Genomic DNA, 15,369 nt, shown 5'->3' with positions numbered 1-15,369 from the left:
CCGCCCATGATGCGTCAGCTCCGGTGTCGGTCGGCACGACGGTTGCCGCGCCGGGCAGCGCCCCGCCCTCCTGGACGCTCGCGCATGGGTTCGCGGCGCTCGGCCATGGTCACCGTGCCGGTGCGGCGGTTGACTTGGGGTGATCGACGGGCGGTGCCGCCGCGAGGGCGTGCTCCGGGCCGACAGTTACTCGACGGGTGGGAGTTGACGCGACATGGGCGAGGGACCGTACTTCGTACTGACGGTGCTGGGCGTGCTCGGGACCGGTGTGGCCGCTGGTGTCTTCTGTGCCTTCTCCACCTTCGTCATGCGGGGGCTCGCCGCGCTGCCGCCCGCCCAGGGGGTCGCCGCGATGAACGCGATCAACACGGCCGCGGTGCGGCCGGCCTTCATGTCCGTGTTCCTCGGGACGGCGGTGCTGGCCGCGGTGATCGCGGTGGTCACGCTGGTGCTGTGGCCGGAGGAGGCGGCGGTGGAGCTGCTGCTGGGCAGCGGGCTGTACCTGGTCGGGTCGTTCGGGGTGACCGCGGCGGCCAACGTGCCGCGCAACGCCGCGCTGCTCCGGCTGGAGCCGGGCGCCGCGGAGGCGGCCGAGCGCTGGCCGGCCTATGTGCGCGAGTGGACGGCCTGGAACCACGTGCGCGCGGTTGCCTCGGCCGCCGCGGCGGTGGCGTACGTGCTGGCCCTCGCCTGAGCCGGCCGCGGCACGGGCCGCGGCGCACCGACCCGGCGCGGCCCGGTCCGGCGCGGTCCGGTCCGGGCGAGGAGCAGTCCGGCGCTCTGCGGGCGGAGCGGACCGGTCGTATCGTGGAGCGCGTGAGCGCCGCCCCCCGGCGCACGGCCAGCCACCGCGCACGCAAGGAAGACGGCCATGGCCGATCCCAAGGGTTTCCTGACGACACCCCGCGAGGAGTGGCCCCGCAGACCGGCCGACGAGCGGGTCCGGGACTGGGACGAGGTGTACGTCCCGGGTGCGCTGCTGCCGATCGTCGGCCGGCAGGCCGACCGGTGCATGGACTGCGGCGTCCCCTTCTGCCACGAGGCATGTCCGCTGGGCAATCTGATCCCGGAGTGGAACGACCTGGTCTCCCGGTCGGACTGGCGGGCGGCGAGCGAGCGGCTGCACGCCACGAACAACTTCCCGGAGTTCACCGGCCGGTTGTGTCCGGCGCCGTGCGAGGCGGGCTGTGTGCTCGCCGTCAACCAGCCCGCCGTCACCATCAAGAACGTCGAGTGCGCGATCGCGGACACGGCCTGGGAGGAGGGCTTGGTCCCGCCCCTGCCGCCGGAGCGGCTGTCCGGGAGGACGGTGGCGGTGATCGGTTCGGGACCGGCGGGGCTCGCGGCGGCGCAGCAGTTGACCCGGGCCGGGCACACGGTCGCGGTGTACGAGCGCGACGACCGGATCGGTGGGCTGCTGCGGTACGGGATCCCCGCGTTCAAGATGGAGAAGCGGCACCTGGAGCGGCGCGTCGGCCAGATGCGGGCGGAGGGGACGAGGTTCCGTGCGTCGACGGCGGTCGGACGGGACGTGGACGCCGCCGCGCTGCGGGCTCGCTACGACGCGGTGGTGATCGCCACCGGGGCGACGGCGTGGCGCGAGCTGGCCGTGCCCGGCCGGGAGCTGGCGGGGGTGCATCAGGCGATGGAGTACCTGCCGCTGGCCAACCGGGTGTGCGAGGGCGACCTCGAGTGCTCCCCGCTGTCCGCCGCCGGGCGGCACGTGGTCGTCGTCGGTGGTGGCGACACGGGCGCGGACTGTCTCGGCACGGCGGTGCGGGAGCGGGCCGCCTCGGTGACGCAACTGGACATCTACCCGCGGCCGGGTGCGGAGCGCGACGAGCAGGCCGAGCCCTGGCCGACCTATCCGCGCCTGTACCGGCTGTCGGTGGCGCACGAGGAGGCACGCGACCTGCGGTCCGCGCCGGCGGCGGACGCGGACGCGCGGCTGTTCGCGGCGTCCACGCTCCGCTTCACCGGCGACGAGCGGGGGCACGTGCGTGCGCTGCACCTGGTCGGGGTGGACGCCGGGCGCCGTCCGCTGCCCGGCAGCGAGCGGTCGCTCCCCGCGGACCTGGTCCTCCTCGCCCTCGGCTTCTCGGGGCCCGACCGGCAGGACGGGCTCGTCGACGGGCTGGGACTGGACATGGAGCCCCGTGGCACGATCGCCCGGGACCGGGGCTTCGCGACCAATGTCCCCGGGGTGTTCGCCGCCGGGGACGCGGCGCGCGGGCAGTCACTCGTCGTCTGGGCGATCGCGGAGGGGCGGGCGGTGGCGGCGGCCGTGGACCGCCACCTGTCCGGCGGCAGCACCCGGCTGCCGGCCCCGGTCGGCCCGTACGACCGGCCGATGACGGCCTGACCGGGGTGCGGCCGGACGTCGGCCTGGAGGTACTCGGTCCTTTCCGCCGGGATACCGGCCGTACGTCCGCGCGGGGCGATGGGTGATCAACTCAGTGCCTAACAGCTTAAAAACAACAATCCAAGGGGGTGCACGTTTCAGGACAGAAGGAAGTCCGCCTCTCCCGCCTTCGCTCCCTCGATGAAGGCCGTCATCTCGGCGGAGGTGTAGATCAGCGCCGGCCCGTCCGGGTCGGTGGACTGCCGTACCGCGATCCGGCCGTCGGCGAGCTTCATGGCCTCCAGGCAGTTGCCTCCGTTGCCTCCGCTCCACGGCTTGTGCCAGCCCTCGCTGCCCAGGTCACGGGCGGGCATGCCGTTGTAGATCCGCTCGGCGCGGTTGAGTGGTGAGCGCTGGGGCTTGATGCGGTTCATTCACAGCTCCTTGCGGAGATCCCGGAGGATCTCCTTCGTGCGATGTGCCGTGGCGGCCTGCGCCGCCATGCGGTCCATGACCTCGAGGTGGGTCGCCACCTCCGCGCGCGCGTCGAGATAGACGGCGCCGGTCAGGTACTCGCTGTAGACCATGTCCGGCAGTTCCGGCATGGCGAATCGGAACAGCACGAAGGGCCCGTACGTGCCGGGGTGCGGCCCGCTCGAGAACGGGGCGATCTGCAGCGTCACGTTGGGCAGCTTCGTGGCCTCGAGCAGCCGGTCGATCTGGGCACGCATCACCTCCGGCCCCCCGACGGGGCGGCGCAGCGCGGTTTCGTCCATCACGACCCACAGCCGGGGTGCGTCCTTACGGGTGAGCAGTTCCTGGCGTTGCATGCGCAGGTCGACGTGGCGCTCGATGTCGTCGGGCCGGGTCTGCCCGATGGCTCCCGAGCGCAGTACGCCGCGTGCGTAGTCCTCGGTCTGCAGCACTCCGGGGACGAAGTGGGGCTCGTAGGCACGGATCAGGGAGGCCGCGCCCTCCAGGCTGACGTACAGCGAGAACCAGCCCGGGAGGATGTCGTGGAAGCGCTGCCACCACCCCGGTTTGTTGGCGTCCTCGGCCAGCTGGACGAAGGCGTCGGCCTCCTCGTCGCCGACGCCGTAGGCCTTCAGCAGGAGCTGGAGGTACGGGATCTTGAGGGCGACCTCGGCCATCTCCATGCGGCGGACCGTGGCGGGGGCGACGCGCAGGATGCGGGCGGCTTCCTCGCGCTTGAGACCGGCACGTTCCCGCAGGTCCAGCAGGCGCCGGCCGAGTACGACCTGGCCGACCGTCGGCGCGGACCGCGGCTCGCTCACCGCCCACCTCCTGAAGAGTCCCGGAAGATTCCCTGCGTCCCAGAGTCCTTGCGTCCCTGTTTTCCCGTACGGACAGCCTCGGCGAGACCCGGCGTGTCCTGGCGCGGACAGCCCGGCGGCGCCATTCGAAGATCTGTTCGAAAACCTGGCGAGGTCTTCGACGACCTGAAGTGGCGCCGCTCGACGTGCTGTTGCGAGCAGTGTGCCACGGCCGTCCAGAACGTCACACAGCACTCTGCATTTTTCAGAGTGACACTTGCCAAGTGTTCACGGCGGGGCGATAGTGGCAAGCGTGATTCCGTCCGCGCCCTTAGGAACAGACGCCGCCGCGGGCTCCCTGGGCCTCGGTGCCGCCATGGGAGCCGGCGCTTCGGGAGCCGCCGCCGCCGAGCGCCGGTTCCGTTTCGAGCTGGCCGCTCATCCGGGTTCTCCCTCACAGGCCAGACGCCTGACACGGGCCCGGCTGAGCGGCTGGGCAGTGTGCGAGGACACCTGTGACACCGCGGCCCTGGTGGTCTCCGAGCTGGTGACCAACGCGATCGTGCACACGGCGAGCAGACACATAGTGTGCGAGCTGCACGACGCCGACGACCTGGTCCGCATAGCCGTGCGCGACGAGGGCTGCGCCCCGGGCCAGCCCCACCCCTCGGCCGATCAGCAGCCCGAGGACGAGCACGGCAGGGGCCTGATCCTCGTCGACGCCCTGTGCGAGGCCTGGGGCGCCCACGAGCACGGTCCCGGACTGCTGGTCTGGGCGGAGCTGCCGCGCAAGGCCGACGAACCGCGCGACCCCGCGGAGCCCCGCAACGACCTGGGCTGGGGCGCCCGGCCGAAGCCCGCCCCGACGGATGACACGGGGGACGAGGGCGAGGCCGAGTCCCGCCGCAGGGAAGACCACCGACCGCGCGAGGCCCGGGTGACCGCAGAGGCCCGGGTGACCGCAGAGCCGCGGGGGACCGCCGAGAGCCGCAAGGGCCTGGAAACAGTCCGTGGAACGGGGACCGAATGGCTATGAGGGCCGCGTCCGGCGTCCGACCTCTGGGTCTGGACACGATGGTCCGCCTCCAGCGCGGACGGCACACCGCCGGAACACCTCGGAGACTGCCCGTGCCGGATGGTATGACCGCACCGCTGGGCTGCGACGCGGTGGCCGTTCCCGCCCGCCTCGGCCAGCAGGTGCTGCCCCGGCTGCCACGCGTGGGGTGCGTCTACGCCGATGACACGCACTGGTGGTGGATCGTTCCGTCCGACTCCGACTACGCGCTGGAGTGGCCCGCCCCCGCGCGCTACGCGACCGGTGCGGTCGTACCGGGCTCGACGAGCCTGCCCGCCCTCATCCACCGCTCGGACGGCACGGTTCCCTACACGCCGCCGATCCCGCTGTACCTGGCCCTGTGCCGGCTGACGAACACGACGCCCACCTGGTCGCGGACGGTGAGCGCGTAGGAGCCGGGCGGCGGCGCGTCAGGCCGCCGCGTCACCCGCGCTGTCCCGGCGTACGACGACCAGGAACATGTCCGTCGCGAGGTCCATCACGACCTCGGCGGGCATACCTTCCAGACGCCGCGCCTGTGCGAACTCCTCCGCCGGCCAGGATCCCCGCGGTCCGCCGGCGGGAAAGCGTTCGAGCACCGTTCGCCCGTTCACTCCGCACCTCCATGTAGCGCTGCACTCGTAGAGTTAAACGCCAACCATGGAGCGGACGCCTCGCGTGGTGATGGTACTGAGACACAGTTGACACCTGTTCACCGCAAAGGGTGAGCGGCGCCTCAGCCGTCCGGCCGTTTTCGCCACCGAGCGTCTCAGTCCTCGTACTCGTCGTGATAGCGCACTCCCCCGCTGCCCGCGGGCGCACCGAGAGCCGACGCGCGCCCCTCCGGTTTCTCCCACGGCTCCCGCCGGCCGAGCGCGGTCAGGTCGAGCAGGCTGGTGGTGGATCCGAGCCCGTCGAGGCCGCGTTCGTACGTCGAGTAGGTGTGGAAGACCCGTTCGCGGTCCCGCAGGAAGCAGCTGAGCCCCGGCCGCTCGACCAGCTCGCCCTCGTGCTCCAGGGTCGCCTCGAAGTCGGTGTTGAAGTCGCTGACGTACGACGAGTACCAGGGCAGTGTCCAGCCCATCCGCGCCTTGAACGGCAGGATCCTCGGGTACGGCGCCCGGGAGACGGCCGCGAAGGACGTACCGCGGGCCCTGAGGTGCGCGAGGTGGGCGATCTGGTCCAGGAACGCCGAGCAGCTGCGGCAGCCGGCGTCCCACTCGGGCGCGAACATGAAGTGGTAGACGACGAGCTGCTCCCGGCCCTCGAAGAGGTCGAGCAGGGTGGCCTTGCCGTCGCCGCCCTCGAACACGTACTCCTTGCCGACCTCCACCATGGGCAGCCCGCGACGCTCGGCGTTGAGGGCGTCACGCGCGCGGGTGGCCGCCTTCTCCTTGGCCAGTAAGGCCTCGCGCGCCGCGCGCCAGTCCGCGCGGGTGACGATCTCGGGCAGCGACATACTCCAGCCTCCTGTACGACGACGCGGTCGGGCCGTCCGGGTGGTGACCGAAGGGCGGAGCGGAACTCATCGCTGCCCGGCAAGATTCTTTTCAGCGGTCCGCCGAACAGGCCCTGAACAGGCCCTGAACAGGCCTTTCAGGTGTCGTACTCCTGGATGCGCCGGCCGTGCCCGCGGTCGGTCAGGGCGGGCAGCCGCTCCCCCAGCTCCCGGACCACCTCGGGCACGTCCACGGTGAGCAGTTCGCGGTCCCGCATGAGGACGCGTCCGTCGACGATCGTCGTGCGCACGTCGGCGGAGCGCGCGCTGTGCACCAGGGTGGCGGCGAGGTCGTGCACGGGCTGGGTGTGCGGTCCGGTGAGGTCGACCAGGATCAGGTCCGCCCGCCGCCCGGGTGCGATGCGTCCCACGGTGTCCCCGAGCCCGACGGCCCGGGCGCTCTGCACGGTGGCGTGGTGGAGGGCCTGGCGGGAGGTCAGCCAGCGCGGATCGCCCTCGGCGGACTTCTGGATCAGGGACGTGAGCGCCATCGACTCCCACACGTCGAGGGAGTTGTTGGACGCGGCACCGTCCGTGGCCAGCCCCACGGGGACGCCGATGTCACGCAGCGCGCGCACCGGTGTGGTGCCGGGCCAGCCGAACTTGAGGTAGCCGCGGGGCGCGGTCGCCACCGCCGTACGGCCGCCCGCGCGCGCGAGGAGCGGCAGGTCGCCCTCGGTGATGCCGGTGCCGTGGGCGATGAGCACGTCGGTGTCGAGGACTCCGGTGCGTTCCAGGACGCCGATGGGGGTGACGCCGTGCCGGGCGAGGCTCGTGTCGGTCTGGTCCCGGTTCTCGGCGGCGTGCAGGTGCACGGGCAGTCCGTGCTCGCGGGCGAGTTCCGCGGTCGCGGCGAGGTCGGCGTCGACCACCGTGTAGGGGGCGTGCGGGGCGAGGGCGGTGGTGATCCGGCCACCGGCGGAATCGCGGCGGCGCAGCGCGAACTCCAGTGACGCCGCCAGCCCCTCGGGCCCCTGCGAGGAGAAGTAGGCCTGCCCGAGTTGCGCCCGCATCCCGCACTGGTTCACGACCGCGGCCACGGCGTCCATGTGGAAGTAGCTGTCCGCGAAGGTCGTGACGCCCGCGCGGATCATCTCGGCGCAGGCCAGCCGGGCGCCCAGGAGCACGTCCCGCACGGTGAGGTTGGACTCGACGGGCCAGACGACGTCGTTGAACCACTCCTCGGTGGGCAGGTCCTCGGCGAGTCCGCGCAGGGCGACCATGGGCGTGTGCGTGTGGCAGTTGATCAGCCCGGGGAGGGCGACCTGGCCGCGTGCGTCGATGCGGTCGGCGGCGGGTACCGCGGCCCCTGCCGCGGCGGTGGTCACGGAGTCGACGACTCCGCCGCGTACGACGACGGCCGCGTCCTGCTCGAAGCCGATCCGTTCGCGGTCGTCGTGCACGAGCACGGTGCAGCCGGTGATGACGAGATCGGCGATCCCGGCGGGCTCGGCGGGCTCGATGGGCTCGGCGGGCTCGGCGGGCTCGGCGGGCTCGGGTGAGGAAGGCGTCATCACGCCAACGTACGGTGCCGTCCCACGCGCCCGCGCCGCTCGGCGAGTTCGTCCCGCAGCGCGGCGAGCCGTTCGGTGTGGCGGGGTGTGAGCCGCCCGGTGTCGTCGAGGTGCACGGCGCACGCGGTGGTGGTGTCGACGAGCCGTTCGAGGACCGCCGCGACCTCGTCGGTGCCCTCGGAGTGCCGGGCGAGGGCGGGCAGTTCGGCGGCGGCACGGGCGATGGCTGCGCGGGCCTCGGCGAGCGTGCGGTAGGCCTCCCGGCGCAGCGTCCACCGGGCGGCGCGGTCGTCGGACTCGCTCAGTACGTGCGTGAGGTAGGCGTGCGCGGCCACGTCGGCGGCGTCGACACCCGCCCGGATACCGGCGCCCCGCGGCCCCGGCATCGGCAGGTGCCCGGCCACCAGCACGATCGCGCAGGCCAGCAGCGTCTCCCCGATGCGGCCGGCGGATGCCTGCGGTTCGCCGCCGACCATGACCAGGGCGAGGACGAGAACGGTGACGACGGTGGTCTGGGCGGCGAAGTGCCGCGCGGCGACCGGCACCAGGGCACCGCAGACCGCGACGAGGACGACCAGACCCTCGGGCCGGGGCAGTACGGCCGCGAACCCGGCGAACAGCAGCGCCCCGAGCACCGTCCCGGCCGCCCGGCACAGCACCCGGGACACGAGCGGGCCGAGGTCGGGCTTGACGAGGAAGACGGCGGTGGCGGGCAGCCAGTACCAGTGCTGGTGGGAGCCGTACCAGTGACCGTGGTGCAGCGCCTGCGCGACGGCGGCACTGGCGCCGAAGCACAGCCCGGCCCGCAGCCCGTACTCCCGCCCGCCCGGGCCGAGCACCGCCCGCGCCACCGAGCGGGGCGATCGCCTGCGGACGTGCAGGTCGGGGCCACTGCCCCGGTCGAAGGCCTGCGCCGCGTGCAGCAGGGCGTCGTCCAGGGCGCGCAGGGCCGGATCGGTCCGGCTGGGGGCGGGCAGCGGCCCGGCGTGGGTGTTGCCTCGGACGGCCGCCGCGAGCCGCCGGGGGCCCTCGCCGGCCCGCGCGGGCACCGCCCGCTCCGCCCACGCGAGCGCGGTCGCGGCCTCGCCGAGGGGCAGCGCGGCGGCGTACTGGGCGTGCAGCCGGCGTTCGGCGGCGGTGGCGGCGCGGCGCCGCAGCCGGGGTCCGGCGAGCGCGTCCTGCGCGTGGTCGAGGGCGGCGGTGAGCGCGGTCCGGCGGGCCACGGCGTGCTCCGTGCCGACCGCGTCGAGGAGCGCGGCGACGGCCTCGTAGACGTCGGCGACGGCTGCCCGTTCCCCGTCGAAACGGAAGTCGAGACGGAGGTCGCCGGTGACAGAGGTGGGTGTGGGCAGCACCAGCCGCAGCAGGAGCAGCCATCCGGCACCGGCGAGGAAGGCGAGGACGCTCCGCCACCCGGGGTCGGGCAGCGGCATCCCGGCGCCCACGGCCGCGGTGACCAGCAGCTGCGTCCCCGTCCCGGACGCCACGGGCCCGACGGCGCTGACGCACCCGGCGACCAGTCCGAGCCCGGTCAGCACCAGGGTCAGCACCACGGCCCCGAGGTGCTGCCCGGCGTACGTCCCGACGAGCAGTCCGAGCGCGCCCGCGAGCGCGGGTACGCCGATCCGCCGCACGGAGGTACGGCGGCTGCCCGGCCGGTCGTTGACGCCGGCCAGCATGGCGGCGATCGCGGCGACGACTCCGAGGGAGGCCCGCCCGGCGACCAGGGCGGCGATCAGCAGCGGCCCGCCGGCCAGTGCGCCCCGGACCACCGCGTTCCAGGGCACCGGGCCGCGCTGGGCGTTCAGGGCGTGGCCGAGCCAGGGCGGGAGTGCGTGGGCGGCGGTGCGGAACACGGGGTGCGGGGCTCCTGTCGTCCGGGCGAGGCGGTGGTGAGCCTTCGGGCGACGGTGGCCGGGCTGGGCGGTGCGCTGTCAAGCGTACGACGGGTTTTCAAAGGCGCGGAAACGGGCTTGTTTCGCGGGGGTGACGGCCGTTGAGCGCCACGGAGCACTGCGGTCCGGGGCGGTTCCGTGTGGTGCGGTGGGTGCGGTGGGTGCGGTGGGTGCGGGGCGGGGCGGGGCTCTCAGGAGCGGGCGGCCTCCAGAGCGTCCCGCAGCAGGGTTCCGGCCCGTGTCACCGCGTCGTCCAGAGCCCGCGGCTCCGGCGTCAGACCGGCGAGCAGCACGTCCATCCCGTCCAGCCCGGCCCGCTCGACCAGCCCCTTCTCGTTCGTCACCCACTCCCCCCGTGCCGCCAGCACCGCGTGGGCCGTCTGGGTCGTGGCGAGGGCGAGCGCGCCGGCGACCTGGGTGAGGGCTCCCTTGGGGGCGTGGCCGGCCCGGGCGTAGGCGAGGGTGGCGGTGGCCGTGCCGTACCAGCGTTCGGGCGCGGTGGTGCGCAGGGCCTCCGGGTAGGCGGCGGGACGGGGCGGGTCCCCGCGCAGCACCTTGTTGATCGCCAGCTCGGCGACCACGAGGTAGGTCGGGATGCCCGCCAGGTGGAACATCAGCGGCTCGACGCCGAAGCGGCCCGCCGCCGCCTCCGCCGTCTCGTGCTCCACCACGTCGAGGTCGCGGTAGTGCACGTCGACCCGGCGCTCGTCGATCGTCAGCCAGGCGCCCCCGTTGAAAACGCCGCCGCCCCAGGCGCCGAGCTCCGAGACCTCTCCCGGCCAGCCGGCGGCGCGCAGGTCCTCGGGGTCGAAGGCGCCCCGGTAGTAGACCGCCAGGTCCCAGTCGCTGTCCGGCCTGTGCGTGCCCTGGGCCCGGGAGCCGCCGAGGGTGACCGCGCGGACCGCGGGCAGGGCGGCGAGCCGGTCGGCCGTGGTGTCGAGGAAGGCCTGGTCCGTGAGGGTGGGCGTGGGCACTGGTGGGGGCTCCTGACGGCGGGGCGGGGACGGGACGGGAGCGGGACGGGAGCGGGGCGGGGACGGGAGCGGGCCGACGCCGGGGAGCCTAGGCGGCCGGCGTGCGGGCCGCGAGCGAAATTCGGGTGCGCGGCACGGCCGGAGAACGGACGATCGGGAGGTTGCCCGCCGTCATCCAGGAGTCCACGTGATCCAACGCGTCACCGTGCCCGGCCTCTTCCCGCCGCCCGTCTACTCCCACGCCTCCGTCGTCGAGGCCGGGACCAGGCTCGCGTTCCTCGCCGGTTCCGTTCCGCTCGACGCGGAGGGCAAGCTGGTCGGCGAGGGCGATCCGGTCCGTCAGGCCGAGCAGGTGCTCGCGAACCTCACCGAGCAGCTGCGTGCCGTCGGGAGCGGGCTGGAGCACGTGCTGTCGACCGATGTGTACGTCGTGAGCGCGGAGACCGCCGCGCTGTCCGCCGTCTGGGACGTGGTCGAGGCGTCCGGGCTCAGCACCGGTCCGCACTCCTCGACACTGCTCGGGGTGAGCTGCCTCGGCTACCCGGGTCAGCTGGTGGAGATCACCGCGACCGCGTCCGTGCCGGAAAGCGGCCGACCGTGAACCGGGGTACGGGAACCGACGCGGGAGCCGAAGCGGTGGTGCTGCGGCGCGCCCGGGCCGTCGACGCGCGTGCGGCGGCCGACGTGTGGCTGCGTTCCTTCGCCACCGCGCTGCCGACCGTGGTCCGGCCCCGCTCCGACTCCGAGGTCCGTGCGTACTTCCGGCACGTGCTGGTGGAGCGCCACGAGACCTGGGTGGCGGAGGGGGCCGACGGCGCGGTGGCCGGTGTGATGGTGCTGGAGGGCGCGGAGCTGTCGCAGCTGTACCTCGCCCCCGAGCGGCGCGGGCGCGGGATCGGGGACCGGTTCGTCGCCCTGGCCAAGGAGCGCCGGGCGGACGGGCTGTCGCTGTGGACCTTCCAGGTCAACGCGCCCGCGCGGCGCTTCTACGAGCGGCACGGGTTCCGGGCCGTGGAGTGGACGGACGGCGACCGGAACGAGGAGCGGGAGCCGGACGTGCGCTACGAGTGGCAACCTCGGTCCGTCTAGTCCGTCATTCCGCGGTGCCACCGCGCGCGTATTTGTCCGTCGCCGCCAGCAGGGCCTCGTCGCCGGTCGCCCCGGCGTCGTGTCCGGCCTCGTCCACGATCACCAGGTCGCTGTCGGGCCAGGCGTGGTGGAGCCGCCAGACGATGCCGAGGAGGTTGCCGAAGTCGAGGCTGCCCTGGACCAGGGTGCCGGGGATGCTCTTCAGCAGGTGCGCGTCCCCGAGGACCACGCCCTCGTCGTTGCCGTCGCCGAGGAAGTGGTCGTTGCCCCAGTAGTGCGTGACGGTGCGGGCGAAGCCCATGCGGAAGTCCTGGTCCTCGTAGCGGGCGACCGAGCGGGGCGGCGCGGGGACGATCGCCGTCTCCCAGTCGGTCCAGGCACGCGCGGCCCGCTCGCGGACCGCCGGGTCCGGGGACTCCAGCAGTCGGTTGTAGGCGGCGGGGAGGTTTCCGTCGCGGGCGTCAGGGGGCAGTTCGGCGAGGAACCGCTCGTGGGCCTCGGGGAAGATCTTCCCCAATCCTCTCGTCAGGAGGGCCACTTCGGCGTTGGAGCCGGTGGCGACCCCGGTCAGCACCAGCTCGCTCACCACGCCGGGGTGCGTCTGCGCGTACCGCAGGCCCAGGACCGAGCCCCAGGACACGCCCCACACCAGCCAGCGCTCGATGCCCAGGTGGGCCCGCAGCCGCTCCAGGTCCGCCATGAGGTGGGCGGTCGTGTTGACGCTCATGTCCGTGTCGGGGGCGCTCGCGCGGGGCAGCGAACGCCCGGCGCCGCGCTGGTCGAGGAGGACGATCCGGTAGGCGGCGGGATCGAAGTAGCGCCGGTGCCCCGGACTCGCGCGGCTGCCGGGTCCGCCGTGCAGCACCAGCGCGGGTTTGCCGTGCGGGTTCCCGCAGGTTTCCCAGTACACGTGGTTGCCGTCCCCGACGTCGAGCATGCCGTGGTCGTACGGTTCGATCTCCGGATACAGGCCCATCGGAGCACCGTAGCGGCGGTGGCCCCGCTCGCTCATCCGCTTTACGGTGCGGCCCTCACCGCGCGGGCAGCCCCGCCGTGTCCGCCGCCGTGCGCAGCACGTCGCGCAGCATCCCGGGGGTGAGCCGGCCGGTGAAGGTGTTGCGCTGGCTGACGTGGAAGCAGCCGAAGAGGTGCAGGCCCGGCCCGTCGGCGGCGTCCAGCGTCACCTGCGCGCCGTGGGCGAAGGCCGGACGGGGGCGGGGTACGGCCCAGCCCGCCCCGGCGAACGCGGGCAGCGCCGCCTGCCAGCCGAAGGCCCCGAGGACGACCACCGCCCGCAGTGTCGGCCGCAGCAGCCCCAGTTCCTGGACGAGCCAGGAACGGCAGGTGTCCCGTTCGGCGGGCGTGGGCTTGTTCGCGGGCGGGGCGCAGTGCACGGGCGAGGTGACGCGCACGCCGTACAGTTCCAGGCCGTCGTCCACGTCGACCGCGGTGGGCTGCGAGGCGAGGCCCACGTCGTACAGCGCCTGGTACAGCACGTCGCCGGAGCGGTCGCCGGTGAACATCCGCCCGGTGCGGTTGCCGCCGTGGGCCGCGGGCGCCAGGCCGACGATCAGCAGCCGCGCGTCCGGCGGGCCGAAGCCGGGCACGGGCCGGCCCCAGTACGTCCAGTCGGCGAAGGCGGCCCGTTTGGTACGGGCCACCTCTTCCCGCCACTCCACCAGCCGCGGGCAGGCGCGGCACCCCGCGATGCGCTGGTCGAGTACGCGGAGGCCGCCGGTGTCCATACCTCCACCGTAAGACCCTCTCCGGCACGGGCGGGACGTACGAGCCCCTGGGTGCCCCGTCCGCGGGGGCCGTCGTCGGCCGCCGAAATTGCGGCCCGCCGCGCCGTGCCGGGCGGTTAGGGTCGAACCATGGCTTCCGAGCATGACGAAGGCGGGAGCGGCCAGGTGGCCGCACCGCGGGACGGCGCCGCTGCCGCGGCCGGGACACCGGACCCGAAGACGCCGACACCGGACCCGAAGACGGCCGCGGCGGTCGCCGCCGCCGAGGCGGCCGGGCCGCAGAACGGCGAGAGCGTCCGCGTGGACAGCTGGATCTGGGCCGTCCGCCTGATCAAGACCCGTTCCCTGGGCGCGACCGCCTGCCGCGGCGGCCATGTCCGGGTGAACGGCGAGCGGGTGAAGCCCGCGTACTCGCTCCGCGTCGGCGACGAGGTGCGCCTGCGACAGGAGGGCCGGGAACGGGTCGTCGTCGTGAAACGGCTGATCCGCAAGCGCGTAGGTGCCCCGGTCGCCGTCCAGTGCTACGTCGACAACTCGCCGCCGCCCCCGCCCCGCGAGGCCGTCGCCCCGGCCGGCATCCGCGACCGCGGCGCCGGCCGCCCGACCAAGCGCGACCGCCGCGAGATGGACCGGCTGCGCGGGCTGGAGGGCCTGAGCAGCTCCCGGAGGGACGCGGAGACCAGGCCCTGAGCGGTCCGTGCACGGGTCACGCCCGGTCAGCCGCGTCGGACCCGGGGGCGCGGGCGCAGCAGTCGGCGCAGCTCCTCGTTGTGCCCGCGGCGGGCCCGGGCGACGACCAGGAGCGGCACCATGAGGATCAGCGGTGTCGCCGCGCCCGCACCGTCGAAGTAGGTGAGCTGGACGACGAACGCGCCCACCATCAGCGCGCTCAGCGCCGTCGCCGCCACCGACTGCAGCACCGGCACGAGCAGGGCGACCGCTCCCGTCAGCTCGAGGACACCGATCGCGTACATGCCCGCGTCGCCCCAGCCCATCTCGGCGAAGGTGTCGGCCGCCGAGGAGTGCGCGATCAGCTTGGGCAGGGCGCTCGCGAGAGCGAAGAACAGCGCGAGGAGCATCTGCACGACGCGCAGGGCGACCCGGAGGCCGCGCGGGCGGGCCGAGACGGTGGGGGCTGGGACGGGGGCGGGGGAAGCGGTGGTGTCGGACATGGCTATCTCCTGGGCCGAGCGGTCCGTGCTGCTGTCGGGACACAGACCGCCCGCCGCCCCGGAACTCATAGCCGGACCGCGCCCCGACTCCCCTCCGCCCATGCCGGGCCTGCCCTTGCCACTACCCCTGCCGCACAGGCACGGCCCTCACCCACGTCCCGTCGTCGGTGAGATACCGGTCCACCGCGAGCCCCGCCTCCCCCAGTGCCCCCTCGAACTGCTCCCTGGTCAGTGGCCGGGCCCGGAAGGTCTGGGTCCAGACCGCGTCCGGGAACTCGTACTCCGCCCGGACCGAGTTGACGCCGTCACCCACCGGGTCCGCGGACAGGATCCGGATGGTGAAGCCGCTGGGGTCCACCCGTTCCCTCGGCAGATTCGTGTGGTAATCCGCCCCCTCCCGCTGGATCAGTACGCAGCCGTCCTCCGCCACATGCCGGGCGCAGGTGCGCAGCAGGCCCCGCCGCACCTCGACGTCCCCGGCGTGCACGAGGAACGACGCCAGCATCACGGCGTCGAAGCGCTCGCCGAGGTCGAGGTCCTCGATCGGGCTGCATAGGGTGCGCGCCCCGCGCACGCGCTCCAGCATCTCGGCGGACTCGTCCACCGCGGTGACCCCGAACCCCCTCTCCAGCAGCGGGTGCGTCATTCGCCCCACCCCGCTGCCCAGCTCCAGTATTCGCGCGCCCTCGGGCACGGCGGCGGCGACGATGTCCGGCTCGGCTCCGACCGGCAGCCTCGAATAGAGCTCGACGGCGCAGCCGTCCGGGGTGATGGCCCCGGGTCCCGTCCCCTGGTGTCCCTCTCGCATGCTCA

The 15,369-nt window shown here is 73.9% G+C and carries 18 protein-coding genes; 7 read left to right on the top strand and 11 right to left on the bottom strand.

Translation table 11 applies throughout. The annotated features are described in order from the left end of the window. The first annotated feature begins 214 nt into the window (after positions 1-214). The gene (locus tag ACFV9J_RS08690; protein ID WP_385351800.1) at positions 215-694 is read left to right on the top strand and encodes a DUF1772 domain-containing protein; all 480 of its coding nucleotides are present in this window, start codon (positions 215-217) and stop codon (positions 692-694) included. A gap of 177 nt (positions 695-871) precedes the next feature. Further along, positions 872-2,362 (top strand): glutamate synthase subunit beta, encoded by a 1,491-nt coding sequence (locus tag ACFV9J_RS08685; protein ID WP_385351797.1) that lies wholly within the window; start codon positions 872-874, stop codon positions 2,360-2,362. 137 nt (positions 2,363-2,499) lie between these two features. Here the strand turns inward: ACFV9J_RS08685 and ACFV9J_RS08680 are convergent, their stop codons facing one another. Together ACFV9J_RS08680 and ACFV9J_RS08675 are read right to left on the bottom strand one after the other, a co-directional pair. Beyond that, positions 2,500-2,775, bottom strand: a complete 276-nt coding sequence (locus tag ACFV9J_RS08680) for a DUF397 domain-containing protein (RefSeq protein ID WP_003976841.1) — start codon at positions 2,773-2,775, stop codon at positions 2,500-2,502. Further along, positions 2,776-3,636, bottom strand: a complete 861-nt coding sequence (locus ACFV9J_RS08675) for a helix-turn-helix transcriptional regulator (protein ID WP_003976840.1) — start codon at positions 3,634-3,636, stop codon at positions 2,776-2,778. Positions 3,637-3,928: 292 nt separating this feature from the next. Between ACFV9J_RS08675 and ACFV9J_RS08670 the strand changes: the two genes are divergently transcribed. Together ACFV9J_RS08670 and ACFV9J_RS08665 are read left to right on the top strand one after the other, a co-directional pair. Next, positions 3,929-4,651 carry an ATP-binding protein gene (locus ACFV9J_RS08670; protein ID WP_385351792.1) on the top strand — a complete coding sequence of 241 codons (723 nt, stop codon included), beginning with the start codon at positions 3,929-3,931 and terminating at the stop codon, positions 4,649-4,651. Then, positions 4,642-5,082 (top strand): hypothetical protein, encoded by a 441-nt coding sequence (locus tag ACFV9J_RS08665; protein ID WP_385351789.1) that lies wholly within the window; start codon positions 4,642-4,644, stop codon positions 5,080-5,082. The genes ACFV9J_RS08670 and ACFV9J_RS08665 overlap by 10 nt, the downstream gene beginning before the upstream one ends. 18 nt (positions 5,083-5,100) lie before the next feature. Here ACFV9J_RS08665 and ACFV9J_RS08660 read toward each other — a convergent pair whose 3' ends face one another. The 5 genes from ACFV9J_RS08660 to ACFV9J_RS08640 all read right to left on the bottom strand — a co-directional run bounded on the left by ACFV9J_RS08660 (position 5,101) and on the right by ACFV9J_RS08640 (position 10,550). Beyond that, entirely contained in the window at positions 5,101-5,283 is a 183-nt protein-coding gene (locus tag ACFV9J_RS08660; protein WP_385351786.1) for a hypothetical protein, read from the bottom strand. 155 nt (positions 5,284-5,438) lie between these two features. Then, complete coding sequence (locus ACFV9J_RS08655) at positions 5,439-6,128, bottom strand: DUF899 domain-containing protein (protein ID WP_385351783.1); 690 nt, start codon at positions 6,126-6,128, stop codon at positions 5,439-5,441. A gap of 137 nt (positions 6,129-6,265) precedes the next feature. Continuing rightward, entirely contained in the window at positions 6,266-7,681 is a 1,416-nt protein-coding gene (locus ACFV9J_RS08650) for an amidohydrolase (RefSeq protein ID WP_385351781.1), read from the bottom strand. Further along, positions 7,681-9,537: an FUSC family protein gene (locus ACFV9J_RS08645; RefSeq protein ID WP_385351778.1), complete on the bottom strand. Its 1,857-nt coding sequence runs from the start codon at positions 9,535-9,537 to the stop codon at positions 7,681-7,683. The genes ACFV9J_RS08650 and ACFV9J_RS08645 overlap by 1 nt, the downstream gene beginning before the upstream one ends. Before the next feature lie 230 nt (positions 9,538-9,767). Then, positions 9,768-10,550: a nucleotidyltransferase domain-containing protein gene (locus tag ACFV9J_RS08640; protein ID WP_385351775.1), complete on the bottom strand. Its 783-nt coding sequence runs from the start codon at positions 10,548-10,550 to the stop codon at positions 9,768-9,770. Between the two features lie 187 nt (positions 10,551-10,737). Here ACFV9J_RS08640 and ACFV9J_RS08635 point away from each other — a divergent pair, with 187 nt between their 5' ends. Continuing rightward, positions 10,738-11,151, top strand: a complete 414-nt coding sequence (locus ACFV9J_RS08635) for a RidA family protein (protein WP_385351772.1) — start codon at positions 10,738-10,740, stop codon at positions 11,149-11,151. Beyond that, entirely contained in the window at positions 11,148-11,639 is a 492-nt protein-coding gene (locus ACFV9J_RS08630; RefSeq protein WP_385351769.1) for a GNAT family N-acetyltransferase, read from the top strand. Before ACFV9J_RS08635 ends, ACFV9J_RS08630 begins: the two co-directional genes overlap by 4 nt. A 4-nt stretch (positions 11,640-11,643) precedes the next feature. Here ACFV9J_RS08630 and pip read toward each other — a convergent pair whose 3' ends face one another. Both pip and ACFV9J_RS08620 read right to left on the bottom strand, forming a co-directional pair. Beyond that, a complete protein-coding gene (pip, locus tag ACFV9J_RS08625) occupies positions 11,644-12,615 on the bottom strand; it encodes a prolyl aminopeptidase (RefSeq protein ID WP_385352228.1) in 972 nt (323 codons plus the stop codon). Positions 12,616-12,670: 55 nt separating this feature from the next. Next, entirely contained in the window at positions 12,671-13,384 is a 714-nt protein-coding gene (locus tag ACFV9J_RS08620; RefSeq protein ID WP_385351766.1) for a uracil-DNA glycosylase, read from the bottom strand. Positions 13,385-13,513: 129 nt separating this feature from the next. Between ACFV9J_RS08620 and ACFV9J_RS08615 the strand changes: the two genes are divergently transcribed. Next, the gene (locus tag ACFV9J_RS08615) at positions 13,514-14,074 is read left to right on the top strand and encodes an RNA-binding S4 domain-containing protein (RefSeq protein WP_385351763.1); all 561 of its coding nucleotides are present in this window, start codon (positions 13,514-13,516) and stop codon (positions 14,072-14,074) included. Positions 14,075-14,100: 26 nt separating this feature from the next. Here ACFV9J_RS08615 and ACFV9J_RS08610 read toward each other — a convergent pair whose 3' ends face one another. Beyond that, positions 14,101-14,556: a DoxX family protein gene (locus ACFV9J_RS08610; RefSeq protein WP_385351761.1), complete on the bottom strand. Its 456-nt coding sequence runs from the start codon at positions 14,554-14,556 to the stop codon at positions 14,101-14,103. Between the two features lie 121 nt (positions 14,557-14,677). After that, entirely contained in the window at positions 14,678-15,364 is a 687-nt protein-coding gene (locus ACFV9J_RS08605; RefSeq protein WP_385351759.1) for a class I SAM-dependent methyltransferase, read from the bottom strand. Between the last annotated feature and the right edge of the window lie 5 nt (positions 15,365-15,369).

Source organism: Streptomyces sp. NPDC059906 (genome assembly GCF_042730645.1).
Classification (GTDB): domain Bacteria; phylum Actinomycetota; class Actinomycetes; order Streptomycetales; family Streptomycetaceae; genus Streptomyces; species Streptomyces rubrogriseus.
The sequence above is the reverse complement of the archived record's forward strand: the minus strand, read 5'-3'. Positions and strand labels throughout refer to the sequence as shown.